The organism is Mycolicibacterium nivoides (genome assembly GCF_003855255.1).
Classification (GTDB): domain Bacteria; phylum Actinomycetota; class Actinomycetes; order Mycobacteriales; family Mycobacteriaceae; genus Mycobacterium; species Mycobacterium nivoides.
Window position 1 is genome coordinate 3,571,806 of the sequence record NZ_CP034072.1, and the last position, 22,934, is coordinate 3,594,739.

At 68.1% G+C, this 22,934-nt stretch carries 31 protein-coding genes; 14 read left to right on the forward strand and 17 right to left on the reverse strand.

Features of this window, described 5'->3' with window-relative positions; translation table 11 throughout:
- The first annotated feature begins 24 nt into the window (after positions 1-24).
- A complete protein-coding gene (locus EH231_RS34605) occupies positions 25-147 on the forward strand; it encodes a hypothetical protein (protein ID WP_277425604.1) in 123 nt (40 codons plus the stop codon).
- A gap of 65 nt (positions 148-212) precedes the next feature.
- Here EH231_RS34605 and EH231_RS17225 read toward each other — a convergent pair whose 3' ends face one another.
- The 5 genes from EH231_RS17225 to EH231_RS17245 form a co-directional block, all read right to left on the reverse strand.
- Complete coding sequence (locus tag EH231_RS17225; protein WP_124712847.1) at positions 213-2,675, reverse strand: hypothetical protein; 2,463 nt, start codon at positions 2,673-2,675, stop codon at positions 213-215.
- Positions 2,676-2,859: 184 nt separating this feature from the next.
- Positions 2,860-3,501 (reverse strand): hypothetical protein, encoded by a 642-nt coding sequence (locus tag EH231_RS17230; RefSeq protein ID WP_241177754.1) that lies wholly within the window; start codon positions 3,499-3,501, stop codon positions 2,860-2,862.
- A complete protein-coding gene (locus EH231_RS17235) occupies positions 3,498-3,881 on the reverse strand; it encodes a MerR family transcriptional regulator (protein WP_124712848.1) in 384 nt (127 codons plus the stop codon). The genes EH231_RS17230 and EH231_RS17235 overlap by 4 nt, the downstream gene beginning before the upstream one ends.
- Positions 3,878-4,141, reverse strand: coding sequence for a glutaredoxin family protein (locus tag EH231_RS17240; protein WP_124712849.1), 264 nt, complete (start codon positions 4,139-4,141; stop codon positions 3,878-3,880). Before EH231_RS17240 ends, EH231_RS17235 begins: the two co-directional genes overlap by 4 nt.
- A gap of 79 nt (positions 4,142-4,220) precedes the next feature.
- On the reverse strand, positions 4,221-4,595 hold the full coding sequence (locus EH231_RS17245; protein ID WP_124712850.1) for a hypothetical protein: 375 nt from the start codon (positions 4,593-4,595) through the stop codon (positions 4,221-4,223).
- Positions 4,596-4,854: 259 nt separating this feature from the next.
- Here EH231_RS17245 and EH231_RS17250 point away from each other — a divergent pair, with 259 nt between their 5' ends.
- Entirely contained in the window at positions 4,855-5,331 is a 477-nt protein-coding gene (locus EH231_RS17250) for a hypothetical protein (RefSeq protein WP_124712851.1), read from the forward strand.
- A 475-nt stretch (positions 5,332-5,806) separates the two neighbouring features.
- Here the strand turns inward: EH231_RS17250 and EH231_RS17255 are convergent, their stop codons facing one another.
- Both EH231_RS17255 and EH231_RS17260 read right to left on the reverse strand, forming a co-directional pair.
- Positions 5,807-8,089: an AAA family ATPase gene (locus tag EH231_RS17255; protein WP_124712852.1), complete on the reverse strand. Its 2,283-nt coding sequence runs from the start codon at positions 8,087-8,089 to the stop codon at positions 5,807-5,809.
- 99 nt (positions 8,090-8,188) lie between these two features.
- Positions 8,189-8,371, reverse strand: a complete 183-nt coding sequence (locus EH231_RS17260; protein WP_164480929.1) for a helix-turn-helix domain-containing protein — start codon at positions 8,369-8,371, stop codon at positions 8,189-8,191.
- Between the two features lie 323 nt (positions 8,372-8,694).
- Between EH231_RS17260 and EH231_RS17265 the strand changes: the two genes are divergently transcribed.
- The 4 genes from EH231_RS17265 (at position 8,695) to EH231_RS17280 (ending at position 11,624) form a co-directional block, all read left to right on the forward strand.
- Entirely contained in the window at positions 8,695-8,898 is a 204-nt protein-coding gene (locus EH231_RS17265) for a hypothetical protein (RefSeq protein ID WP_124712854.1), read from the forward strand.
- 86 nt (positions 8,899-8,984) lie between these two features.
- Positions 8,985-9,803, forward strand: a complete 819-nt coding sequence (locus EH231_RS17270; RefSeq protein WP_241177755.1) for a chymotrypsin family serine protease — start codon at positions 8,985-8,987, stop codon at positions 9,801-9,803.
- A gap of 46 nt (positions 9,804-9,849) precedes the next feature.
- Positions 9,850-10,140, forward strand: coding sequence for a hypothetical protein (locus EH231_RS17275; RefSeq protein ID WP_124712855.1), 291 nt, complete (start codon positions 9,850-9,852; stop codon positions 10,138-10,140).
- A 2-nt stretch (positions 10,141-10,142) separates the two neighbouring features.
- On the forward strand, positions 10,143-11,624 hold the full coding sequence (locus tag EH231_RS17280) for a hypothetical protein (protein WP_124712856.1): 1,482 nt from the start codon (positions 10,143-10,145) through the stop codon (positions 11,622-11,624).
- A gap of 13 nt (positions 11,625-11,637) precedes the next feature.
- Here EH231_RS17280 and EH231_RS17285 read toward each other — a convergent pair whose 3' ends face one another.
- Positions 11,638-11,859, reverse strand: a complete 222-nt coding sequence (locus tag EH231_RS17285) for a hypothetical protein (RefSeq protein ID WP_124712857.1) — start codon at positions 11,857-11,859, stop codon at positions 11,638-11,640.
- A gap of 114 nt (positions 11,860-11,973) precedes the next feature.
- Here EH231_RS17285 and EH231_RS33885 point away from each other — a divergent pair, with 114 nt between their 5' ends.
- Positions 11,974-12,123, forward strand: coding sequence for a hypothetical protein (locus EH231_RS33885; RefSeq protein ID WP_164480930.1), 150 nt, complete (start codon positions 11,974-11,976; stop codon positions 12,121-12,123).
- A gap of 13 nt (positions 12,124-12,136) precedes the next feature.
- Here the strand turns inward: EH231_RS33885 and EH231_RS17290 are convergent, their stop codons facing one another.
- Complete coding sequence (locus EH231_RS17290) at positions 12,137-12,430, reverse strand: hypothetical protein (RefSeq protein ID WP_124712858.1); 294 nt, start codon at positions 12,428-12,430, stop codon at positions 12,137-12,139.
- Complete coding sequence (locus EH231_RS17295; protein WP_124712859.1) at positions 12,427-12,900, reverse strand: GNAT family N-acetyltransferase; 474 nt, start codon at positions 12,898-12,900, stop codon at positions 12,427-12,429. The genes EH231_RS17290 and EH231_RS17295 overlap by 4 nt, the downstream gene beginning before the upstream one ends.
- A gap of 175 nt (positions 12,901-13,075) precedes the next feature.
- Between EH231_RS17295 and EH231_RS17300 the strand changes: the two genes are divergently transcribed.
- Positions 13,076-14,257, forward strand: coding sequence for an HNH endonuclease (locus tag EH231_RS17300; protein ID WP_206429580.1), 1,182 nt, complete (start codon positions 13,076-13,078; stop codon positions 14,255-14,257).
- On the opposite strand, the gene EH231_RS17305 is transcribed toward EH231_RS17300, so the two are convergent.
- The gene (locus EH231_RS17305) at positions 14,218-15,225 is read right to left on the reverse strand and encodes a DNA cytosine methyltransferase (RefSeq protein ID WP_241177756.1); all 1,008 of its coding nucleotides are present in this window, start codon (positions 15,223-15,225) and stop codon (positions 14,218-14,220) included. The two genes, EH231_RS17300 and EH231_RS17305, sit on opposite strands and share 40 nt — an antisense overlap.
- A 145-nt stretch (positions 15,226-15,370) precedes the next feature.
- Positions 15,371-15,796 carry a very short patch repair endonuclease gene (locus EH231_RS17310; protein ID WP_277425605.1) on the reverse strand — a complete coding sequence of 142 codons (426 nt, stop codon included), beginning with the start codon at positions 15,794-15,796 and terminating at the stop codon, positions 15,371-15,373.
- Between the two features lie 88 nt (positions 15,797-15,884).
- Here EH231_RS17310 and EH231_RS17315 point away from each other — a divergent pair, with 88 nt between their 5' ends.
- Entirely contained in the window at positions 15,885-16,430 is a 546-nt protein-coding gene (locus tag EH231_RS17315; RefSeq protein ID WP_124712862.1) for a hypothetical protein, read from the forward strand.
- A gap of 521 nt (positions 16,431-16,951) precedes the next feature.
- On the forward strand, positions 16,952-17,236 hold the full coding sequence (locus EH231_RS17320) for a hypothetical protein (RefSeq protein ID WP_124712863.1): 285 nt from the start codon (positions 16,952-16,954) through the stop codon (positions 17,234-17,236).
- Positions 17,237-17,313: 77 nt separating this feature from the next.
- Here EH231_RS17320 and EH231_RS17325 read toward each other — a convergent pair whose 3' ends face one another.
- Positions 17,314-17,991 carry a DUF8548 family protein gene (locus EH231_RS17325; protein WP_124712864.1) on the reverse strand — a complete coding sequence of 226 codons (678 nt, stop codon included), beginning with the start codon at positions 17,989-17,991 and terminating at the stop codon, positions 17,314-17,316.
- A 91-nt stretch (positions 17,992-18,082) separates the two neighbouring features.
- Between EH231_RS17325 and EH231_RS17330 the strand changes: the two genes are divergently transcribed.
- Positions 18,083-18,679: a uracil-DNA glycosylase family protein gene (locus EH231_RS17330; protein ID WP_124712865.1), complete on the forward strand. Its 597-nt coding sequence runs from the start codon at positions 18,083-18,085 to the stop codon at positions 18,677-18,679.
- Between the two features lie 112 nt (positions 18,680-18,791).
- Here the strand turns inward: EH231_RS17330 and EH231_RS17335 are convergent, their stop codons facing one another.
- The 3 genes from EH231_RS17335 to EH231_RS17345 are packed head-to-tail and all read right to left on the reverse strand — an operon-like array spanning position 18,792 to position 21,261.
- Complete coding sequence (locus tag EH231_RS17335) at positions 18,792-19,673, reverse strand: hypothetical protein (protein WP_124712866.1); 882 nt, start codon at positions 19,671-19,673, stop codon at positions 18,792-18,794.
- Positions 19,670-20,428, reverse strand: coding sequence for a helix-turn-helix domain-containing protein (locus EH231_RS17340; RefSeq protein ID WP_124712867.1), 759 nt, complete (start codon positions 20,426-20,428; stop codon positions 19,670-19,672). Before EH231_RS17340 ends, EH231_RS17335 begins: the two co-directional genes overlap by 4 nt.
- The gene (locus EH231_RS17345; RefSeq protein ID WP_124712868.1) at positions 20,425-21,261 is read right to left on the reverse strand and encodes a TIGR04255 family protein; all 837 of its coding nucleotides are present in this window, start codon (positions 21,259-21,261) and stop codon (positions 20,425-20,427) included. The genes EH231_RS17340 and EH231_RS17345 overlap by 4 nt, the downstream gene beginning before the upstream one ends.
- Before the next feature lie 130 nt (positions 21,262-21,391).
- On the opposite strand from EH231_RS17345, the gene EH231_RS17350 reads away from it, so the two are divergent.
- Together EH231_RS17350 and EH231_RS17355 are read left to right on the forward strand one after the other, a co-directional pair.
- Positions 21,392-21,817 carry a hypothetical protein gene (locus EH231_RS17350; RefSeq protein WP_124712869.1) on the forward strand — a complete coding sequence of 142 codons (426 nt, stop codon included), beginning with the start codon at positions 21,392-21,394 and terminating at the stop codon, positions 21,815-21,817.
- A gap of 114 nt (positions 21,818-21,931) precedes the next feature.
- Positions 21,932-22,129, forward strand: a complete 198-nt coding sequence (locus EH231_RS17355) for a helix-turn-helix domain-containing protein (protein ID WP_124712870.1) — start codon at positions 21,932-21,934, stop codon at positions 22,127-22,129.
- A gap of 3 nt (positions 22,130-22,132) precedes the next feature.
- Here the strand turns inward: EH231_RS17355 and EH231_RS17360 are convergent, their stop codons facing one another.
- Complete coding sequence (locus tag EH231_RS17360; RefSeq protein WP_124712871.1) at positions 22,133-22,420, reverse strand: helix-turn-helix domain-containing protein; 288 nt, start codon at positions 22,418-22,420, stop codon at positions 22,133-22,135.
- 141 nt (positions 22,421-22,561) lie between these two features.
- Here EH231_RS17360 and EH231_RS17365 point away from each other — a divergent pair, with 141 nt between their 5' ends.
- Positions 22,562-22,876, forward strand: coding sequence for a hypothetical protein (locus tag EH231_RS17365; RefSeq protein ID WP_124712872.1), 315 nt, complete (start codon positions 22,562-22,564; stop codon positions 22,874-22,876).
- Positions 22,877-22,934 lie beyond the last annotated feature (58 nt).

Consider the following 22,934-nt stretch of genomic DNA (forward strand, 5'->3'; position numbering starts at 1 on the left):
CCGCCGCGGGTACACGATCGCGCCATGAACCAGACCGAGTGCCCCGCGGGAAGGGGCGGCCGCATGACGACCGGCCCGGTGTACGACAACGAGGACATCCGTGACAACGGCGAGCAGTGGAACGACGAGGAGCACGACCGGGACTGAGCACCGACCTCCGACACAGAGACACCCCGCAGCCGATTGGGCTGCGGGGTGTTCTGTTCCTGGTCTCAGCGGACGGCGTTGGGGTCGAGCGCGTTGGTCGAGGGTGACGGCGACGGCTGCCCGGTACCGGTCTGCGTGGACTCCGCCGAGGCGGGTCCGCCCGACGGCGTGGGCTTCGGCGCACCAGGGGTGCCGGCAGATGGGACTCCACCCGACGGTGCCGGTGCGCCGGGAGCGGGATCGGCCGGCTTCGGGGTGGCATCGGCCGGCGCAGCGGGAGGCGGAGTGCCACCCGGCACCGCCTGATCCACGGCGCCCGGGGTCTGACCGGAGACCGGCTGCGTGCCCGAAGCACCACCCGGAGCGGGGTCGGTCAGGTGGAAGTAACCGGCTCTCGACCCGGCGTCCTGAGGCAGCTGGTCGGCGTTGATCACCTTGTACTCGGCGAGGTCGTAAAAGCGCCCATCTCCGAGCAACAGGTACGACTTGTCGCCGGCCACGAGCAGGTCACCGGGCTTGGCCTGGGCCGGCGCCACCTGGGTACCGGGGTCCTGACCGGGGACGGGAGGCGTGAGGCCAGCGAGCTTCGCAGCCTCGGCCAACGGCATCGGATGAGCCGCATCCGCCGCGGCGAGCAGCGATGCGAGCTTGGCGGTCTTCGCGTCGGGGAAGCTCACCTTCTGGCCCTTCACGTCCGCCTCCTTGCTCGGCTCCGGAGGCTGCTGCTGTCCCTGTGCAGCGGCGGCGGCCGGAGTCGCCGGGGCCGTGGACGGCTGCGCCGGGACCACGGTGGGGTTGCCGGGCTTCTGCTCCGTGGTGAGCTTCGGCTCCGGGGTGACCTTGTTGTCGGTCTTCGACGCCGACAGCGGCGTGGCCTTCTTCTCCTCCTTGTCCTTCCGCGGATCGTCGAGCTTGCGCTCGGACTTGTCGTCGAGCTTCTTGTCGCGGCCCGAGTCGAGCTTCCGGCCCTCACCGGAGTCGAGCGGCTTGTTCGGCTGCGAGCTGAGCGGCGATCCACCGCCCGTACCGAGCGGGGTGCCGCCACCGAGACCGCTGCCGAGGTTCGGCACGCTCGGCGTGGTCGGGGTGGTGACCGGCTTCTGCTGGGTGAGGGTGCGCATCAGGTCGGCGAGGGGGTCGTCGGCCTTCGTCTGCGTCGGCTCGACCTTGGGCGTGACGGTCGGCGTCGCGGCGACCGGCGTCTGGGCAGCGGGAGCCGGAGTCGCGACCGGCTTCTCCGTGGTCTTCGGATCGATCTTCGTGCCCGTGCCGGTCGCCACCGCCGGGGTCAGCACCGCGGCGGGTTCACCGAACATGGTCGCGATGTTCTGGTCAGCGGCGATGACCTTGGAGCCGGCCGCGGCGACAGAGCTGGTGAACGAGCTCGCAGCGGCCTGGTCCGACAGCTTCGAGCCGGCCACGAGCTGCTCACGCGCTGCCCGGTTCGCGTCGAGCACGGCGGTGTACGCGGTGCCGGCACCGTCGGAGGCGTTGCTGAACTGGGTCACCAGCGGCTTGACCTGCTCGCGCAGCGCTGCCATGGCGTCCAGATGCGGGCGGAGACGCTCGCGGTACTCGGTGAAGTACTGCTCTCCCGCCGAGCTCATCGTCTTGTCGATCTCAGCGAAGAGATCGGCGATGCCTCCGAGCCATGCGGCGGCCTCCTGCTGCACCTTCTCGTCGTCCAGGCGCAGTGCCTCTGGCGGCGCGGAGCCCCACACCGTTCCCTTGGGCCCGTCCTGGAAGCTGAACACGCACTGCTGCGCGGTGCGGAGCTGGCTATCGAGAGCGGTGACGCCGCCGATGGTGGATGCCGAGGCGGGGAGGATGTGGGTGGCACTGCCGTCGGGCTCGTCCCACTGCTGGATCTTGCGCCCGCCCAGGTCGAAAGCCTCCCACCCGGTGCTCGCGGCGATGCCCACCCAGCCGATCGGCCCGGGGATCGCGGAGACCATGGCCAACGTGGCGCCCACGTAGTCACCCTGCTGGAAGTTGCGGTACGCCGAGATCACGCCGATCGCGGTGCCCAGACCCGGAACGAGACGGCCGGCGGTCTTGAGGCTCACCCTAGAGGCGCTCTTCAGCAGACCCTCGCCGGCGATCTTGCCCGCGAGCTTCTCACCGAGGGCGGTACCGGCCTTGTACTCGGCCTTCACGATCGCCGGGATGCCCTTGATGGGACTCTTCGCGGCCTCGAGGTACGCCTTGCCGAAGCTCTTGCCGATGGTCGACGCCTTGTCGTCCGGCGTGATCTGGCTGATGTCCTTGACCGAGGACTTCGACGGGGTCTTGTCGGCGTCGGGGGCCGGCTTGTCCGCAGCGTCGGGGGCCGGCTTCGTGTCCGCCACCGTCTTGCCGTCGCGGTTCGGCTTCGGATCTGAAGCCTTGTCCGCATCCGGCTCGGTCTTGGTCTCCGCCTTGGGATCGGCGGGGATGCCGGATGCCAGGCCGCGGTACTGCCCGCCGGTCTCGGGCTTCGGGGTCGGGTCAGGGATCGGGCTCGCGAGCCCGTTGTATCGGTCCGTCATGTTTCCTTCTCTTTTCCGTCTTGGGGGTCACCGGCGACGCGGGGGCGTCACGCGGCCGGCGAGGGAGTGCTCGGTCACCCGCGTGCCTCCCGTCGCGCTCTCCACCACAGCGTCAGGCGCTGCCACCACGACATGTGCGGGTGCTGTGCGGGCCCTTGGTACTCGGCCATCGGTTCTCCTCTGGTCAGGCCGCAGCGGGTGCAGCGATACGGGGCGGGGTGCTTGGGGCGGCAAGCTTGGCGAGTGCCTTGCGCCGCGTGCCGGTGACCTTGAACGGCAACACTGGGGCTCGGAGATAGGCGACGCCGAGGGCGGCGGCGAAGGCGGCGTCGGCACGATCCTCGACGTTCTTGTCGCGGGTGGCGTCCGGCCACCGCAGCGCGTACTCCGCGACGATCATGTTCTTGCTCGCGTTGCCCTTGCCGGTGGCGAGTTGCTTGATCTGCGACGGGGTGACTTCCAGCACGGGTGCACCCGCGGCGACGAGTCCCTCTACGACCGCCCACCACAGGAACCCCCGGCGGGAGAGGCTGCTGTCCTGCGCGCTCACGGAGAAGCGCAACCCCTCCACCACGACGAGCGCCGGGTTGCAGGCGAGCGTCTGCTGCACGAGGCCGTCCACGAGTGCACGGTGCCGCGCAACATGTGCGCCGAGCACGTCGTCCTTCGGCGCTGGAGATCGATGCACCGCGGTGGAGAGCTCACCGGTCAGCAGGTCGAGGGCGGCGATACCAGCGCCGGTGAGGCTGAGGTCGAGGCCGACGACGGTGCGGCCGGCGGTGGACGGGTTGAGCATCGTGGTCGACGCAGGACTCAGTGCGCTCACGGCTTCTCCTTCGGGCTGATCCGCTTCGGCTCGGCGTACGCGCGCACATCGGCCTCGCGCAGGTACACGCGGCCGTTGATGGTCTCGGCCGGCAGATCTCCGCGCGCCACCATGAGCCCCACCGCCCGGTGAGTGCAGCCGATGGCCTTCGCGGCGGCGTACCTGGTCACGTAGCCCTCGGGCGGCGCGGTCGGCAGGTCGACGGTGAGGACATCGCCCTCGAGCAGCATCACGTGCTTGCCGACCTGGTAGGCCGGGAGCTCCCGCCGCTGGATGAGGGTGTCGATCCGGCGCCGGGACACTCCACGGAGGTGCGCCGCCGCGGGGCGGGTGATGAAGGTGTCGCCGCCGGGTGCTGGGCGGCGGATGGTGCCGCTCACGCCGCGGCCGCCTGACGCAACTCACGCAGACGCGATCGGATGTCCGGGCCGAACACCACGCCGTCGTCTCCGAGGATCGTCACGGGCGTGGCCGGGTGCATGTCGGGTCGGAGGCGGGCGTAGATGCCTCGGAGCAGGTCGGCACCGGCAGGGTCACTGCGCACGTCCCGCAGCTGGTAGGGCAGGCCCTCGGCGTCGAGCGTGCGGGTCACCCACGTGCAAGCGGCGCACCCGGGCTGTGTCAGGACGGTGATCGTCATGGTCGAGGTCTCCTTGGGGTTGGTGCCGGCCGCCGCACCGCGGTGATGCAGGGTGCGGCGACCGGAGCATGGGGTGGGGTCAGCGGGTGGCGCTCTCGTGCAGCACGTCAGCGAGCGTGCAGATCAGATCCCAGTAGCGGTCCACCGTCGACTGCACGCTCGCCGCGGCCTCACCGAGCTCCGCGTGCGCGAGGTGGGAGATGGGGTCGTCCGCAGTTTCCGCGGCGGACTCGCGGTCGAGGCCCCGGACCTCGCGGGCCTGCCGGAACCGCGCGTACCAGCTCGCGGCGGCGGCCTCTGCGGCGGTGAGCTTCTGGAAGTAGGGCTGGCCGGGCTCGTCGAGCAGCACTGCCACGGCGGCGCGACCGGCGCAGTTCGTGAGGGCGTGCTGCTCGATCCACTCCGCGTCGGTCAGCGTGGCCGTGGGCAGGGCGATGGTCTCGGTGGTGGTCACTGGTTCTCCTTGTTTGCTGAGACTGCTCAGCCTGTTGCTACTGATACTACTGGCCGTACCGATACCTGGCAAGGAAGAAATGCGCTTCTACCAGCGATAATGTTCTCTAAAACAGAGAACGGCGGGGCAACTAGCGCATGAACCAGGAGATGCGCGCGGGGTCTGCTGACAGTTTGCTGTCGGTCGCGGCGCGGGTAGTGATGCCCGTGCCGGCGCTGCGGGGATCGAGCTGGAGAACGCGGGCGGTGTGGCCGCCGGGATGACGAAGCCGACCCCCGGCGCGTCGCTGCCTGGTATCGGTAACCCAATGGACAGCGATGCCACAGACGCGGGGATCCGCAACGAACTAGCGCTGGTGCTCGCCATCGTCGAGGTCGTCAACGAGAAGCCGGATCACCACGCGGAGCCCGACAGCGACCTCGCGGCGGACGAGACCCGGTTCCCCGACATCTGGTCGGCGACCGTCGCCCGCCGCGGGATTGTGTACGCCGCCGAGAACATCGAAGCCGCGTGCCTGCTGATGCTCAACGGTGACTGGACCGCCCCGCAGTACGCCCTGCTGCGCGCCGCCTACGAGTCGGCCGGCGCCGCGACGTGGCTGCTCGCACCTGACGACATCGACACCCGCCTGGCTCGCCTGCTGTGGCAGCACCGCGAGTCGTGGCGGTACTCGACGAAGGCCTACAGCGGCACACCTCTCGACCATGACGGTGAGGAGCGGCACCCGGGAAAGTAATTAGCTTCAGCAATCAATTCCGCGGCGTAGGCGGAGGGGAGAGTCCGCCCGCCGCGGGGGTTACTACGTAGACCCCCGGCGGACTTGCGGACTTCGCCCTCAGCGCCACATATGCCCAGGTGAAAGGGGGGATCAAACTCCGCCGCGAAGTCCGCCGAGAAGGTTCAGATACCGACGGTATCGGCGGAGTTTGCGAAGTCACATCGGTGCAGGTGAGAGCCATAATCGACGCCGAGATCGGCCAGTGGCTCGCGACTCGGCTCGGCGGACTTCCGAAAGTCCGCCGAGGGCGCATCGGGCTAGCGTCACCGATTCCTGTTTGCGCAGCTGAGAGGGCAAATCAAGTCCGCCCAGAATCTGGCGGACTTCCGGCGGACTTCGACCTGGCAACCGCGTTTCCGCAGGTGAGACTATGAATCAAGTCCGCCGAACCCCCGGCGGACTTCCAAGCCGGGGGTACGGAGGGGTTCGAGGGTCACTCGGCGGCCGTATACCGCTTCCCGCCACCGCGGCCCGACCCATCTGCGACAAGCTCCATGCTGGTGTCGGTCATGTGTCGGATCACGGCGCGGAAGTCGGCCTTGGTGAACCCCTTCCGCGAGGCGAACAGCGGCCACACGAGCTCCTCGATCCGGTTCGAGGAGAGCGCTTCCTTGGCACCACGCACCGCCGTGAGGATCGCATCGTGCGCCTCGTGCGCGACGGCCACGCCCTCGTCGGACTCGCGGCGTTCCTTCGCCGCCGCGACCGTGGATGCCGGGATGAACCGCACCTCGGTGTGGCCGCTGTTCTCCTCGTCCCGGTCGACCGTGACGAGCCCCAGATCGGGCCGCGGCGCGCGGTCGCCAGGTGCCAGGTGCCTCCTCATCCCGCCGTCGCGGTCCTTCGTCCGGACCACCACCGCCGCGGCCACGGTGTTGGGGTAGTCGTCCGCGTCAGACTCGATCGGCTTCATGGTCAGCACGACGCGGGCCGCGTTGATCTTCGCCGCCGCGCCCGACGGCCGATCAGGCTCCGCGTGCCCGACGTGGTCGAGGACGATGACGCAGCAGACCGCGGCCAGTCGGTTCAGCATGTTCAGCACGCGGGTGATCCCGTCGCTGTCGTTGGAGTCCTCCCCGCTCTCCGCCATCACTCGCGTCAGGGAGTCGATGATCACCACGCGCGGCGGGGTCTCGGTGAGCCCGTCGATGATCGACCGGAGGCAGGCCACCGTCCCTTCGCCTCGCTCCGCAGCGAGCGCCCCGACGTTCATCGCCACCACCTCGCGGCGCTTCATCGCGGTGCGCGACAGGCCCAGATCCCGCAGTCGCGGGTAGAGCTCGAGGTTCTGGTCGAGGTCGAGGTAGACCGCGGCCGGGCCGCCGGCGGCGTCGCCGACGTGCACTGCAGGGACCGACGTGACACAGGCCGCGAGCGCCACCCAGGTCTTGCCGCAGCCACCCGGGCCCGCCAGCACGTGCAGTCCGCGGTCGTAGAACAGCCCGTTGCCGATGGTCGGCGTCGGAGGCTCCGCGTCGAGGAGGCGGTCGAGGTCGGCGTCGCTCAGCGGCTCGAGATCAGTGGTGGCCCACGCGGCGGCGGCTCCCTCGCGGAGCCGGAGCCAGTTCTGCTTTGACCCGGGGGCCATGGCCGACAGGTACGCCGCCCGCAGACCGAGCCGGGTGAGCTGACCCGTCTTCGCGGCTTCGATGGCCTCTGCCCGGTCCGCGAGGGTCATGCCCATGAGCGCTTTGATCTCCGCCTGAACAGCGTCGTCGTCGGGCATCCTGCGCAGGTAGGCGGCGAGGTCGGTGGTCAGGGTTGTCTGTTCGATGAGACGCGCGTTCATCGCTTCCGCGAGGACGGCCTCCTCCGGGGTGAGCGGAACCAGTTCCGGGATCGGCGCCGCGCCGGCGGTCGGAGCCGTGGGCACAGTGGCCCCCGGCGCCGGCGGGACCGTGAACGCCTCAGTCGGGGCGGGAGGAACCGACGCGGCGTCGGCGACATCCGGCAGCGCCGCCACCTCTGCGCGCAGCCGGGACAGCACGGCGTCGGGATCGCTCACGTCGAGGTCGTCGAACAGTTGGTCGTACGCCTCCACGCTCATCCGCTTGCGCAGCGTCTCGAACAACGCGTCTGCTTCTTCCTCGGCAGCCTCGGACTCGGCCTGGTCCCTGTCGAACTCTTCGCGGACAGCGGGATCGCGGTCGTAGGCCTCGCGGTTCGCAGCTCGGACCGCCAGCTCCTCCGGCGTCCGGTCGCGCTGGAGCACGGCGGCGAACTCACGGTCTTCGGCCTCCCAGAGCATCACGTCGGCGAGGCCCTGCACCGTGATGCCGCGCAGGGCAGCTCCGAGCACGACGGGGTCGATGGGCGCGTTGAGCGGCAGGTCGTACTCCGCGCAGAAGTCGGTGTCGATGGCCTGCGCCTTGCCCGCCACACCCTGGGAGCAGCCCTCGACATGGAGGGCCACCTTCCCGTTGTTCGGGCAGGCGCACGCGCTTCCTTCGACCGGTGCGAACGACTGGTTGATGTGCTCGGGGATGTACGGCCTCCACGCGGCGAGCGTGTCCGGGGGCGCCGCAGACGACGGCTCGGCTGGAGCGGTGACGGGGGTGTAGATCACCGCGTCGGCCTCGTCTGCGAGCCGACTCAGCGCGGCGAGCTCCTCCGCAGTGTGGGTTCCGGCGGCCGTCGCGCCGAGGTAGTCCATGCGGGCCGCGGTGGCCGGCGTGTCGTGCGTGAGGTTTGCGAGATTGGCGGGGTATGCCATCATGAAGGTGCCTTTCGGTTCTGTCGCGGGACGCGGGGGCAAACAACTGAGAAGTCAGGACCCGGTGTTGGCGCACCGGGTTCGTCTCGTTTCTGGGGTCGATCAGGCGGCGTTCGCGGGGGCGGTACCGCCGGCCATGAAGGCCTCCAGGTCGGCCTCGCGGACCCTGTAGTAGCGGCCGCCGATCCGGATCGAGGGAAGATCCTGGCGCTTGAGCATGGCGCGGACGGTGTTGGGGCACACGTCAAGACGCTCGGAGAGCTCCGGCACGCTGAGCATCCTCATCATCAGCTCCTGTCGTTTGTCGTGGTTGTTACTCGAACTAGCTCAAGTTGTAGCAAGCACATTGGACAGAGGTGCGCAACGAAGCCGCTGCATCGTGCCTGATCAGACCCCAAATCTGTCTCGATAATCGAGAGTCCGCTGGTCAGCGACGAGGGTGGGACAAAATCAGAAAGTTGTTCCAACTTTTCGGAACCGTCTGCAGCGCAACGGTTCCTACTGCAGCTCGGTACCGGCCCGTTGAATGCGGCACGACTTCGGTGCGCACCTGCTGAACCCGCGCCGCGTACATCACCTCACCGCGGTGCCGTGCCACCGTGCCCGACATGAGCACCGACTACCGACCGCTGATCACGAACCTGACGACGTCGATCCACGACGACGTCGCAGGAGCTCGCACCCGGCTCCAGAGCGTGGTCGAGCTCCTGGAACAGGGGCGCGACACCGGTGCCGACGCGGAGAAGTTCACCGACGTGGTAGCCGACCTTCGCGCCGTGGAACAGCGCCTCGCCGAAGCGGAGCGTCGATGAATCCCGCGCGCGCTCAAGGCATCCGGGTGGGGGGCGTGACAGCAGACTCGGCGTTTCGTTTGGCACCACCTGGGATGATCGAACACATGAGCAGGAAGACCGGGTTCGCGATCGCCGCCGTGGCAGCCGCCGCGGCGGTGATATCGGCGTGCTCGACGGCGACCGGCGGGCAACCGGTTGCGGTGCCGGCGTCCCCGAGCGCGACGGTGGCGGGTGCGGAGGGTGCCGACCCCTCGGCCGGCGTTGAGAGCACCTGGCTGACTATCCCCGCTGAGCAGGCCGCCGCGGCACCGAAGCGGATCGACCTCACGCAGACGGCTTCCGGGGCGCGCTGCACCGCGGGGCCGGCCGTCGCGGCGACATCTACCCCCACGCAGCGAGGCTTCGTCGCCGCGGGGCACTGTGACGAGGTACCCGGCTCCGCCGTCTCGGCCGGCGGAGAGTCCGTCGAGCCATACACCGACACTCGACGCGGAGACCGCGGCGTCACCGTCACGTGGGGAACGTCGAACGCTCCGCCGACTGTGGCCGGTGGCGAGTTCAGGGTCGCGGGCGTGCTGAAGCAAGACGTCGTGCAGCGCCTGAAGCAGCACACGCCCGTGTGCATGGACGGGACGATCAGCGGCGTCCGATGCGGAACAGTGGTCGAGAACGACGAGACCGGCATCTACCTCGATCTCTCCATCGAGCGCGGTGACTCCGGCGCTCCGCTGTTCCTCGTCAGCGACCGCGGTACCGCCACCCTGATCGGCATCGTGGAGCAGCGCTCCAGCGGTTTCACCTTCGGGGCCTACTTGGACCCGCTCCTCGACGAGCTCGGCGCGAAGGTGCTCACCGCTCGAACCGCCGCGGTCGATCCGCGTACGGATCCGCGGTACTCCGACGCTGTAACCGTTGCTCAGTAAAGCGCCTCAGGCTCGTTTTTGCTGGTAGAGCTGGCAAAATGGATGCATGACCGATGAGACTGACGTTGCCATCCACGACCGCAAGGGTTTCCTCGCCGCCCTCGACGCGATCGACGAGGTGCGCTTCGCCCCGCTGGCCGACGCCCTGACCGACATCCCGGGGGCGACAGACGGCAGCGACAGTGCTGCAACAGTCGCCAAGATCCTCGCGGACGCGCAGGCCACTCTCGCCGCGAGCGACAAGGCCATCGCCGGTGCCGTCACCGACCTGCGCGCCGTCTACAAGGAGGTCACGGGGTCCGATGCGACCGCCGAGACCCGCGTCTTGGAGGCCTGACCATGGCGCCGTCGGGAGAACACCGCCCGGAGGATCTCGGGTACAGCGCGGTTCACGCCGCCGCTGTCGCGACCAGTAACGGTGCCATCGCCCTGCGCAAGCAGGTGGCGGAGCTGCACACCCTTGGCGCGGGCAAGACAGTCGCCACTCGGTGCGAGACGCTCACCGCGCAGGCGGTCGCCGCGGAGAAGCTCTCCGCGAACCTGGCTGCCACTGCAAAGGCTCTGAAGCTGCGCGAGGACGCCGCGAAGGCGTGGAACAAGAACGCACCCAAGGACAGCGAGATCAAGGCCGCGGAGGAGGCAGTCGCCGCGGCGAAGAAGAAGCTGCAGGACGCGGCCACTGCGAGTGGTGATACGAGTGCAGCCTCGACCGAGCTGGAGAACGCGCAGAAGAAGTTGGGCGAGCTCCATCGCAAGCGTCGCGAGGCCGACAAGGCGTATGACGACGCGGAGAAGAAGGCGAACCTGGAGCTCGCCAAGATCACGCCGGAGGACACCTCCGCCGACAGCGGCACTGGCACTCCCGGCACCGGCAACGGCAACGGCACCGGCGGCAGCACTGCGCCCTCGACGGGTACCGGTCGACCCTCCGGCGAGACCGGCAAGCGCACCGACCCGAGCAAGACCCCCGCCGGTACCGCGAAGCCGTCCGCCACTCCGAGCGGTACCCCGTCTCCGTCGTCCGCGAAGCCGGCCGAGACCACCACCAACACCGCCACACCGGAGTCCGCCGCCGCTCTCGCAGCGCTCCTCGGTCAGCAACAGCAGCAGCCCGCCGCGCAGGCCCAGGCACAGCCCGCCGCGGCGACTACTCCCACCGCGGCCACCCCGCAGGTGCCGCAGAGCAGTCAGCCGACACAGGACAAGAAGAAGGAGACCGGCACCTCCCCGCTCGACAAGATCCTGGGCTCGGACGGCGTGTTCGGCCTGGATGATGCGGCGCGCGCCCTCGGTCCCACTGCTGTGGCCCTCGGCGGTGGTAGCGCACCCACCACATCCACGCACAGCACTCCCGCCGCGACCGTCACACCGAGCGCTCCGGCGGCCAGCGCCCCGTCGGCGACTGGTCTCAGCGCAGGCACCGTCACTCAGCCCGTCACCAGCGGCACGTCGGCGGCGAACCTCAACACCAGTACGGACGTTTCCGGTCGCCCCGCCGAGCAGCAGCGCACCGCGTTCTCGGTGGGCCCGGAGACCAAGACGAGTTCGGCGACTGGTACCGGTACGAGCGCGGCCCCGGCTCACGCTACGGGCACCCGGCCCATGGGCGCGGGCGGCATGCCGATGATGGGCCCCATGGGCGGCATGGGTGGCCCGGCCGGCGGCGGCGCGGGCAAGGAGAAGGAGCAGACCACTCTCGCCTCGGGCAGCGAAGAGGCCTACATCCTCCATGGCCGGGCCGCCGTTGATGCGGCTGTTCCCGGCGGCACCATCGCTCAGAAGGACCACCCGCGGCGTCGACCCGACGAGGACGCCGCGTAGCGACATGTGGCCGCTAAGGCCGTTCCACAACCTCGTCGCCGTCCAGCCACTCGAGGTTCGCGGTCTGGTCGAGGCCGGCGGCGATGGCACTCTCCCGCCACGCGATCAGCTCCATGTCGAACGCGCCCCGATCGGTGGCCGCGGCCGCGATGTCGCGTGCGCATGCGGCCTGGTCAGCCGGAGACAGCGCCAGCATCCAGGTCTCTTGGTCGGCGGCGGGGTCGTCGGCGGACATGGCCGCCACGGTAACGCTGCTCGCGGCGGGCTGGAAGCGGGTTCCGGCGATGCATGTTCGGGTGCCGATCGGGGTTGCAGGAACCGATCGACGCCGGCGTGCGTCTAATTCGACATGGACGACGACGAGACCGCCCCGGAACTCCCGGCGTGGGTCGAGGACTACTTCGCCGAGGAGCGGACCTGGTGGCGGCTGCTGCGCGGGACCGGCGCCATGGACGAGGGGCAGGCGCGGGCGGAGCTGAGGCGGTGGATGCAGCGGTAGCCCATCGGCCCGGTCAGCGCTGGAAGGTCCCGTAGCCCTCGATCGCGTAGACGGGCACCCCGCCGGCCATGCCGACGGCGGGGAACACGAAGCGGTCGGTGTAGGAGTCGTGGATCAGGGCCCCGTCGCCCTCGATGACCGTGTCGGGCCCCATCATCCAGTTCTCGACATAGTTACGGAACGCCTCGGCGGTGGCGACGGGGACGTCCCCTATGAAGCCCACGGCGTGCAGCAGGACATCGGGATTCGCCGCGATGTCCGAGCGCACGCTGCCGCCCGTCCACTCGATGCCTTCGATGCCCTTCATGGCTCCAGCGTAGGGGGCTGGATGAACAGGATGCCTCCGGTCAGGCCCCGCTGCGAGTAGTAGAACGCCTCCCAGCCGAGGGAGTTCCAGAAGTCGTCCGCGCCAGCGCCCTTGCTGTACGCCATCAGCCGGCGTTCGGGGTGCCGCTCGGCGAGGGCCTGCAGCGCCCGTGTCGCGACCCTGCGTCGGCGGGCGGTGGTACGCACCTCGATGTTCTGGATCTCCAGGAGTTCGTCGCTGTCGATCGCGGGCGCGCCCGCGTACTCCGGGTTGATGCCCCCGCGCTCGTCGAGCTGCACTCGAGCCACCTCGACGCCGTCCTCCATCACCTGGACGAACCACGGGTCTCCGACCGCGCCCTTGGCACTGCTCCACCAGTCCGGGTGCTCGTAGCCGTCGGACGATGGGAACGGGGTCCACGAGCGCTTCTCTGCCGCGGGGGCGCGGTGGTCGACGAGTTCCAGGGTCATGGCGCGAAGCCTACGGTCGAGCACCGTCAGCGTGCCGGTCGCCGTCCTCGTAGTCGTCCGGGGCGCGCCATGTCCCTTGTCGGACCGGAGAAGAAATCCCTGGCGGCGTTCGTGTCCATCCCAGCGCTTGGGACCGTCGGTGAGAAACTGACGTGTCTGAATAGGAGGGGCGAAGTTGCACATCGGGTTCCGCACTTCCGGTGGCCGCGGCGAGTACGAGGTAGTCGGCAGCCACTCCTCCTTCAGCCCGCTGAGCCTCGAGGGGTTCACGTTCAAGATGCGCTGGCCGGACGGCATCGTGCGCGACACGGGACTTTGGCTCGACCCGGCGGACTCCGGCAAGGCGCGGCTTCGCTCCATGTTGACGCCGCAGATCCAGATCGGGCGGATCGTGGCGCCGATGCTGCTGCTTCCGGACGCGACTCGCGCGTATCGCCGCACGCCCTTCGACCTGCCGATCGCGCGGTCCAAGCAGTACACGGTCACCGAAGTGGGATTCGGGTCCGAGAGCGAGTTCAGCGGCAACGCGGAGCTCGTGACATTCGTGCCATCGTTCATCACCATCGCCAACCAGGGAAACTCGGACGACGTCGGCGTCGCCGCGCGATGGGAACGAATCACCGCGGTCTACTCCGCCGCCGAGTCACTGCCCACGGGGCTGCAGCAGTTGATCAAGCAGCACCAGGACTACCTCGCTTCCGGACAGGTCGTGGACGGGAAGCTGACGACGGTGGTCAGCAACATCATCAAGCAGTTGGCGGCGTCTCCGGCGGCGGCACCCTACGTGGAGGGAACTGATCCGCTGCCGGCGCTGGAGAGGATGCTCGGCGTTCGGCCGAAGCCCGGGCCCACCCTGCCGCCGCCGGATGAGCTCGGCGAGGATGCCCCGGAAGTCAGCGCTCGCTCCGCGCACCAGTACCGCCTCGCGAAGTCGCGCGGCCCGTCAGGGCAGAAGTTCAGCGCCGCTGTACGCGCTGTCTACGACCACCGGTGTGTGATGTGCGGTGCCAGATACGGCGGCATCCCAGGGGTTCGTTCAGGCATCGACGCGGCCCACATCCTGGCCTGGAGCAAACACGACTTGGACGTAGTTCAGAACGGCATCGCCCTGTGCAAGCTCCACCACTGGGCGTTCGACGCGGGGATCGTGATGCCGGTTCATGACAGCGGCTGCTACCGCATCCGGTTCACCACGCTCGCTGATCTTCTCGAGCCGGAAAGCGTCGCGCGGATCGGCGCCGAGGATGCGCCGATCCCCGAAGAGTGGCTACCTGTGGACCCGAAGCTGCGCCCGAGTCCGAAGTACTTGCAGAGGCTCTACGCGGACCTGGGCGTGACGTTCAGAGGGGATACCTGAGCATCCAGGTGCGAGCTGGCCATCGCCTCCACGATGCGGTGTCCCAACCATTCGGCGACTGGAACCGACACCGCGTTGCCGCACGCGTGGTACCGCGCTGAGTCCAGAGTGTCCTCATTGGGCATGAGGTGTGTCGGCATCGTCCAGTCGTCCGGGAAGCCCTGTAGCCGCTCGGTCTCGAGTGGGGTCAGCCTCCGTACGGCGCCTTCTGGGTAGGAGACGTAGTTGCGCGACCAGTCTGTTCCCGTGTGTCGGGCGGACTCCGCGTACAGGCAGTGAGCGAGCTTCTTTACGTACCCCTGCTTAGAATTTCCAACGCGGATCGCAAAGGGGGAAATAGATTTCTCCCCATCCGGTCGGCGCGCCTCAGTATTCCGGTCGCTGCATTCGGGCTCAAAAAGTATCGAAGCGGCGGTCTCCGGACCTCTAAGAGATCCGACAACGAAGACTCTTGAGCGACTCTGGGGGACGCCGAAGTGTCGACTGTCAAATACTCGCCACGCAACGCCATACCCGACGTCGGCCAGCGACCGAAGGATGATTGCGAAATCTCGTCCATCGTGGGAAGAGAGGAGTGCCGCAACGTTTTCGAGGACGACAAGTTCGGGGCGACGTTCTCCAATGAGGTTTGCAAAGTCGTAGAAGAGTCCTGACTGCTTCCCTCGGAGTCCACTTCGAGGACCCATTCTTGCGAGGCTGACGTCTTGGCACGGGAACCCGCCCGCCCAGATCTCCGCTTCGGGGATGTCATCTGCGCCTACCTCCGTGATGTCGTCCCGCCGCGGGACGTCTGGCCAATGCTTCTCCAGGATGTCGAGGCAGAACGGCTTCTTCTCGCACTGCCACACCGTCTGGATCCCGGCGCGTTCGAACCCCAGGTCGAACCCGCCGATGCCGGCGAAGAAGCTCGCCACCCGGAGGGCGTCGGGACTGGCCTTGCTCCGCGATCGTGGCTTAGGCGCTGCCACCGACCCACCTCCTCGATCCCGGTCGTACAGCCAGTACATAGAACATACGTTCGATGATGCCAGAGTTTTCGTCCGGTTGCCGCATTCTGAGCCGTACCTTAGCGGTCCGCGGTGACAACAATTCGGCGACGCGCCGCACCGCCCTTCACCGCGGGCGTGATACGCGAACGGTCTCCACGATGCGTCCCGCGACCACGGCGGGGTCTTCGTGCTCCCAGAACCGCAGCACCGTCCAACCCGCTTCGCGCAACGCGGCGTCGGTCCGCGCGTCCCGCGCACGGTTCCCCTCGACCTTGGACCGCCAGTAGTCGGCGTTGGTGGCCGGGAATGTGTGATGCTGCGGGCAGCCGTGCCAGAAACAGCCGTCGATGAAAACAACGACCTTGACGCGGGTGAACACGAGGTCGGCCCGCGAGCGCTTGTTGCCGGGTAGGGGCGCGTAGTCGACGCGGTATCGCAGGCCGGTTGCGTGGACCAGTCGCCTCACGGCCAGTTCCGGTTTCGTGTCACGGCGCCGGTTGGCCACCATGGACGCGCGGGTGGCAGCACTGCTCGCCCAACTCGCCTCCACAGCCACATTCTGGTCCGAGACCGCTGCGAGCACTACCGCGACATCAAGTGCGCCTGACCCGACACCAGCCCCGACTACCGTCACCCGCATGAGCAAGCAGTTCACGTTCACCGGCACCGACCAGGCGTTCACCGCCCACCACTTCGCCGAGCCGTGGAACGACTGCCTGGTGCCGGTGGTGGACCGAGACACCCTCACCGCGGTGGTGGACGCCCGCCCCGGAACCCAGCTGTCCTGGGACGGCAACATCGCGCTGATCGACGGCGAAGAGGTGTACCCGGACCCGTACAACGCCGACCGGTACGCGATGGAGTTCGAGTGGGGCTTCGAGCGGGTGTTCCCGGCCGGGGCTCCCACACTGCGGTTCGAGATCGACGGCTACCCGGCGACCGACGACGAGGAGTTCTTCGCCTACCGCTTCGACGAGCCCTGGAACGGGTTCGACCAGCCGGTGGTGGACCGGGAGACCCTCGTCGCCGTGGTGGCGACGGCGGGCGACACCGCGGTGCTCAGCTGGGGTGGTGACACAGCGATCATCAACGGAGACGGCTACCTGGTGGAGGTGCCGCCCGACAACGCCGGCCGGTACCACCTCCGTCCGCTCGGCTGGTGCTTCACCGCGGTGGAGATGTGAAGCCACCGGTCACACCTCCCAACCAGCCTCCGCGTCTCCCCCGTTCCACTCCCGGGCAACTCCACGGAGTTGAGCTCGGCGCGCACCGCGACCGGACCTGCGAGGGTGACGGCGCTTGGGCCAGTGACACATCCAGCAGCAACAGACCTCGATGCCGGTGAACATCCACTGCCAGTAGCAGCGCCCGACACGGCCGTTGGTCCAGTCGGGGTCGAGGTCGGGAAGGTCGCACTCGCGGGCGGCGCAGCGGTGCACGGGAACGACGGAGACTTCGCGGCGGGCAACGCGGACACGGAAAGGTGCGTGAGCATCGGTGCGGGACACGGCGGATCCTCGAAAACTGGGGCGCCCCACCGAGTCCCGCAGATCCGCTACGGGGTGGGGCTACCGCGGTCTCTCGAGACCGCCGGCCGAGGTTGCTCGCATAGGTGGGAGATTACTCGGCGGCGCCGACAGGCAGAACCGAAAAGACTGCGCCCGCCGCGTCTACGCTCCGTCGAGACCGCCCTGAGGAGGCCCCGATGTCAGACGAGTTCTACGACGACGGCGCGAACGACTACATCGAGGTGTTGAAGTCCGCCATTGGCGGGCTGAACCTTCTCATCGACACGCTGATGGGGAACTCCGTCGACGGGGTCGAGACCACTCCCGAGGAACAGCGGCAGGCGTGGGAGGACGGGAAGGAAGCCGGTCGCCAGAGAATGACGGGACCGAACCCGTACCGCACAACCACCGAGGGGCGATACCTACTCGCACAGCTCTGGCTCGCGGGCGGACACGGAGTCTGGGATGGTCACCTGAGCTGAGGCACATCGCCCGACGGCCACTGCGACGGGGTGAGTCCGTGGCGGGTGCGGGAAGTGAAGCGGTCGGAGAGCGGAACCTACTTCCGGTTCCGCTGGAACTGCCACACCGCGTGGTCGAGGCTGGTTGGTGACATGTCCAGCTCCTTGGCCGCGGCAGTCAAGACCGCCAAGGCGAACGGCGGCATGACACCCCGTCGGGGCAGACCCAGTGCGTCGGCCACGAACCGGCAGATCATCCGGTCCGGCTTCACTCCCTCGATGCCGGCCAACATCTGCATGTAGTGCCACGTGATCCCGTAGCGTTGCCCCTTCACCGCGCACCATGCCTTGCGTACCTGCTCCAGCCGCACGTCGTCCTCGGCCGACTTTCGAAGGGCGACGGTGTCGCCGATTCCCTCGCTGTCGAGCACGCGTGCCGCATCTCGAATCGCCTGGGACTTGAGCACCCCGCCGCGGGTGGAAGTCCGGTTGCTGTTGCCGATCTTCTGCGCCCAGCCGTCCGGGCCGTCCAGCTCGTCGAAGGTGGCCAGGAGTTCCGGGACGCCGTCGGCGTTCGGGTCACCGCCCTGCGCGCGGCGGTGGGCCCGGTATCGGGCGACCACATTCTCAACGCTGGAGTACTTCACGCCGGTGGACTGCACCGAGTCGACGACACAGAGGGCGAGGCCGTCGCGGTAGCCGTCGGGGGCCTTGGCGCCGCGGAACTGCTCGCAGGCGGCGACAAGGGAGTGCAGCTGCTCGGCGGTGTGGGGCATGCGCGCAAGCGTGACACGGGGCACCGACATGTGCGGGGGAACCTCTCGGATTCCTAGTCGTCGCGTCGGGGATAGGTGCGACGATCAGGCGATGGCGACGAACACCAGACGGCGACAGCTGGACCTCATCGCTAAGCAGATCAAGGCGTGTCGGGCCTGCGACGAGTTGAACGTGCCCGGCGTCACGGGGTCCGCACGTGGGTACGGATCGGAGTATTCGCCCGTGGCGATCGTCGGACAGAGCCTGTGCCGCAAATGCATGGACTCGGGGATCCCGTTCACCGGCGGCAGTGGAACCTACATCGACCGCGCGCTGCGGCTCATCGACCGGAAGAAGTCCGAACTGTTCATCACCAACGTGGTGCACTGTCACCCGCCGGACGACCGGAAGTCGCGGCGGTACGAGATCGACAACTGCAGACACTTCCTCGACGCGGAGTTGGACGTTGTGGCGCCGCGTCTGATCATCGGTCTCGGCGAAGACGCGGAGAAGGTACTGACGGAGCGCTACCCCGACGGACACCACCTGCCGTGGCCGTTCGATGAGCCGCGTTGGTCCAAACCGGACTTGACGTACCTACTGTTCCCCGAGCACCCGGGGTCCCTGCGGTTCAAGAAGACAGCCGACCGCGCGTACTACTCGCCGAGTCTCGCCCGCGCGATCACGTGGGGATTCGAGGTCGGGTAGCTGTGGAGGGCGCGGCGTGTCGGTTGGGATCGAGCGAGACGCGCGACCAGCTGTGTCAGATCGCTTCCTCGCAACCGAGGAGGAGACGGGCTCCCAAGCCCGCAGTCGGGATCTACGCGAACCTTCCCCGTTCCAACGTGAGAACCTCAATCGGAATAGTGGCGCGATACAACCTCACCGAGCAATGGTCGACGGTAACGAAGTGGATTGATTCCCAGGTGATCCCAGCGTCCTTCAACGCCTTCCTGTGGGCCTTCCACTCTTCCCGTAGCGGCTTCCTCTCGGAGGGTCCGAACTTGTGATCCGTCAAGACGAGCAGCCGTACCCGCTTCGGATACAGTGCGGTCCCCTCGACGACTTCGAGTCGCAACTGTTCAACGTCGTCGCACCAGACCTGCGACTTCTTGGCCTTTGCGATGAACTTGCGCAGAGCGTCGAACACTGGGCCGGCCAGCGCGTCGTGAACCGCCGGGCGGGCGAGTTTGCTGGCCAGGCGCTGCCCGAGGATCAGCTCATCCTCGATCGAGGCAAAGCCTTCGATGGGCTCCACCGCCGCGAGCAGGCCCTTGCTCACCGAGACCATGGCGCGCAAGTCCACAGCCCACATCGCCCCCTCGACAGGCGGCTTACTGAGCCAGACGTACTCGGAGACCAAGCGGTCCTTGACCTGCTGAATCTTCTCCGGCGAGAACTCCGAGATGTCGCGTACAGGGCATACCTGCACCAGCGGATGCCGCCGCGCCGGATCGCCCGCGATGTCGCACGTCTGCGAGACCACCACCGCGTACCCGGTGTCGCTCAGAGGGGCGGAACGCGCACGCACCTCGCCCACCGCGCCGCCGGCAGACGGTTCACCTGTCACGGGGTCGTCCACCCATGCCGGGACGATCCAGGCGCCGCGGTCCATCTCGATGAGGTGCCCCTGCCTCCACCGCTCCAGCGCGGCGAGCGTCTCTGGGGTCCATGACTCCGGTAGGAGCCGATCGATCGTCACCGGGCGAATCCGTCCTCGACATCCTCGGTGACCAGCGGCTCCGAGCCACGGATGATCGGCGTCTCGACGTCCGCGGCGATGCCCTCGTAGACCGAGGTGCCGATCTCGCGTCGGGGGAACGGCGCGCGGTCCACGGCGAGGTCCACGAGCTCGTCGAACCTGCCGTCGAGCAGGGCGCCGATGCGCTTCTCATCGCCGCGCAGCCACCGGCTCAGCGGTTGATCCAGTGTCTCGCGCAGATCGTCGACGGCGTCCGCCAGCTCCCACAACCGTCCCAGGCTGGCGACGCGTGGACGGCTCCCGGCGGGTTTGTCCGACCAGGAGTGGAACGTGCGCTTGCTGATGCCGGTCGCCTTGAACATCTCCTTCTGCGTGAGGCCCAGCTCGGCGCGGAGGCGCTCGAACGCGTCGACGACATCGGCGGTCTCGTCGACGCTGCTGTCGGTCTCGGTGTCCATCACCGTGTCGATGAAGGTGTACGGGGCCGTCAACCACAGCGCCGAGCCCGAGAGGTTCAACTGACCGTCGAGCCCCTTGAACACCTCGACGCGGAACTGATCCCAGGCGCAGGGATCGAGCGCGCCGGAGAAGTGCGCGACAGCGTCTCGCAGTCCCGAGGACGAACTGATCTCCACAAACGTGCTGAACCAGACGTTGGAATCGCAGGGCGCCGGATGCCGATGCCGTCGCTCACGCACCTGGGACGGTGACCGGAGCACGCGGGAGCCGGTCGGCTGTTGCTGCATGATCGTCATCTCTCGCCTCCCTCCCGGAGCTCCTTCAGGTAGGTGTCGGTGACCGACGACTGGAAGATCGACAGCGCCGTGCGGTTGAGTCGCTCGGCGGAGATGACGACCTGTCCTGGGTCGAACGTGAACGAGGAGTGGCGGAACACGTCGGTGTCGAGCAGGTATTGCACGCACTTGCCGGAGTCGTCACGGACCGGGCCGTGACGCAGCAACGCGCCGTGGTGGTCGTCAATGCGGATCTCCACCTGCTGCTGGGCTCCTTGGACCCTGGCACCGAAGTCGGGATTCAGTACCGGGCCCAGCAGGGTGTCATGGATTCGGCCGTGCCACGCCGCGGCGGAGTCGAACCCGCTGTCGTGGAAGCGGTCGACGTAACGCAGACCGATTCGGTGCACGAGCGACGGCTTGACCAGTCGGGCGAGGGACTCGACGAGGACGGTCAACGGGGGCTTCACGCTGGTGCTCCAGCGCTCATAGCGATTGATCTGCATGATCAGGATGTCGGGCATCAGGGTGATGAGGGTGCCGTCCGCCGACGCGATCTGCCACCCGCGCGACTCCGCGGCGACCTGGGAGACGCCGTTGGCCCCGAAGTCGATGCGCATCTGCTGCTGAACCGTGGGCTGGATGTTCGGGTAGTCGACGCCGGTGTTCTCCACGAGCTCGTCGCGGAAGGCGGCCGCGGTCTCCGGGGAGATCTCGGGGGTGGACGAGGTGTAGCGGATCTCGATCACCGCGACCTCGAGCGGGGCGTTACCGAGCAGCGTCGGATCAGCCGGCGGGAGGTCCCCCAGAGGGATGTCCTCGGCTGGGTGAAGAGTGTGTGGGTCGATGCTCATGGTGTCCTGTCCATAAGATGCACCTTAGATGCACCTACCGACCAGTGTAGGCGTTATGACCTGAGAAGTAGCGGTGGGAGAGCTAGTTCATAGTGGGGCGGCGCAACACCGCCGAGTGCAGAATCGAGCCGTGGCCGGCCGCGCAAACTCCGACGAGCACTACATCCTCACCCTCTGTGACGAGGTGCTCGGCGTGCCCGGGGTTCGGCAGGCGCGGTTCGACTGGCTGCGCGGTGATCCCACGCCCCGACTGCCCCGTGGGGTGAAGCTCCCAGTCGACGGGTACTGGCCGGACCTTCGGTTGGTCATCGAGTTCCAGGAGGAGCAACACTCGGCGCCGTCCCCGTTCTTCGACCGCCGCCAGACCGTCTCCGGAATGGGGCGCGGTGAGCAGCGCCGCCGCTACGACGAACGCAAGCGCATCTTGATCCCTGAGCACGGGCTTCGGCTGGCGGTCATCGAGAAGTCCGCGTTCACGTTGAAGTCACGGCGGATCGATCGTGACCATGCGCGCGATCTCCAGGTTGTGCGTCGGCACCTCGCCGAGTTCGCGTAACGCGCATTCGGGCCACGGGGACGGGTCGCGGATGCATCCACCGGTGCCTACGCGGATGCACCGGCATCGCATCGGACCTCGCTATGCATCCTGATCAGGGTTTAGTGTCCCGACATGGAGCCCGATGACCGGCTTCTCACCATCCCTGAGGCGATCCGCGTACTCAGGATCAGCCGCACGCACTTCTTCAGGTTGATGCGGCAAGGTGTCATCGTGCCGATGCGACTCGGCGGTCGCACACTCATCCCGGCGTGCGAGATCCAGCGACTGATCGACGAGAACTACCGGCCGCCGCCGAGCAGCGGCGGGTAGGCGCTACTGGTCGCCCGCTGCCTGCACCTCGGGGTCGGCCGCGATCTCGGCGACGATCTGCTCGGCGGTCACCCTGTACGCCGTGGCGAGCGGCAGGAGTTCGGTCACCCTCGCGGCTCGCTCCCCGCGCTCGGTCTTGCTCAGGACGGGCTTGCTGATGCCGGACGCCTCGGCTGCCTGATCGAGCGTCAGTCCTGCGCGTTCGCGCACGCGCCGCAGTACTGCTCCCACGGCGTGGTCGGCCTGCGTCACACGCTTCGGGATCCACTTCGCCGGCATCTCGTCACCCACGCCGAACACTCTCCAGGGCTTCGTGGCGGCATGGGCGGCGGCGCGCCGCTCGGGCCCGCGGTGACGACTGGTCGGTGCCGCACTGCCCACACATCGGCGAGTCCCCACCCGCTTCTGTTCTCTGTTTTAGAGAATCAGTTGGTGTTCAACGAGGTGAAGGTCCCGTTCTCGCTGGAGGACTTGCCCGACGGCGAATCGCTCGCCCTCCACGATGTCGACGCGTTCATCCCGTACCTCACCGAGCGGTGGCCACCCAACGGACGCCCGCATCACATCGAGTTGTTCGAACCCAGCGGCAGGAAACCGCCGCCGGGCATTGACGGTTGGATCGTGTTCCGGCTGTCGGCACCGGACCAGGAACCGGATCCCGACGCCGGCACGGCGATCGACTGGGACAAGGCACTCGAGGGACGGCTCGCGGATCGGCCGCCGGTGCCGGGAGGCGACGACGGGTAGGGGCTACGAGTCGCTCGCGGCGTGGACTCCAGAGCTCGATGCGCGGCGTGGACTCCGG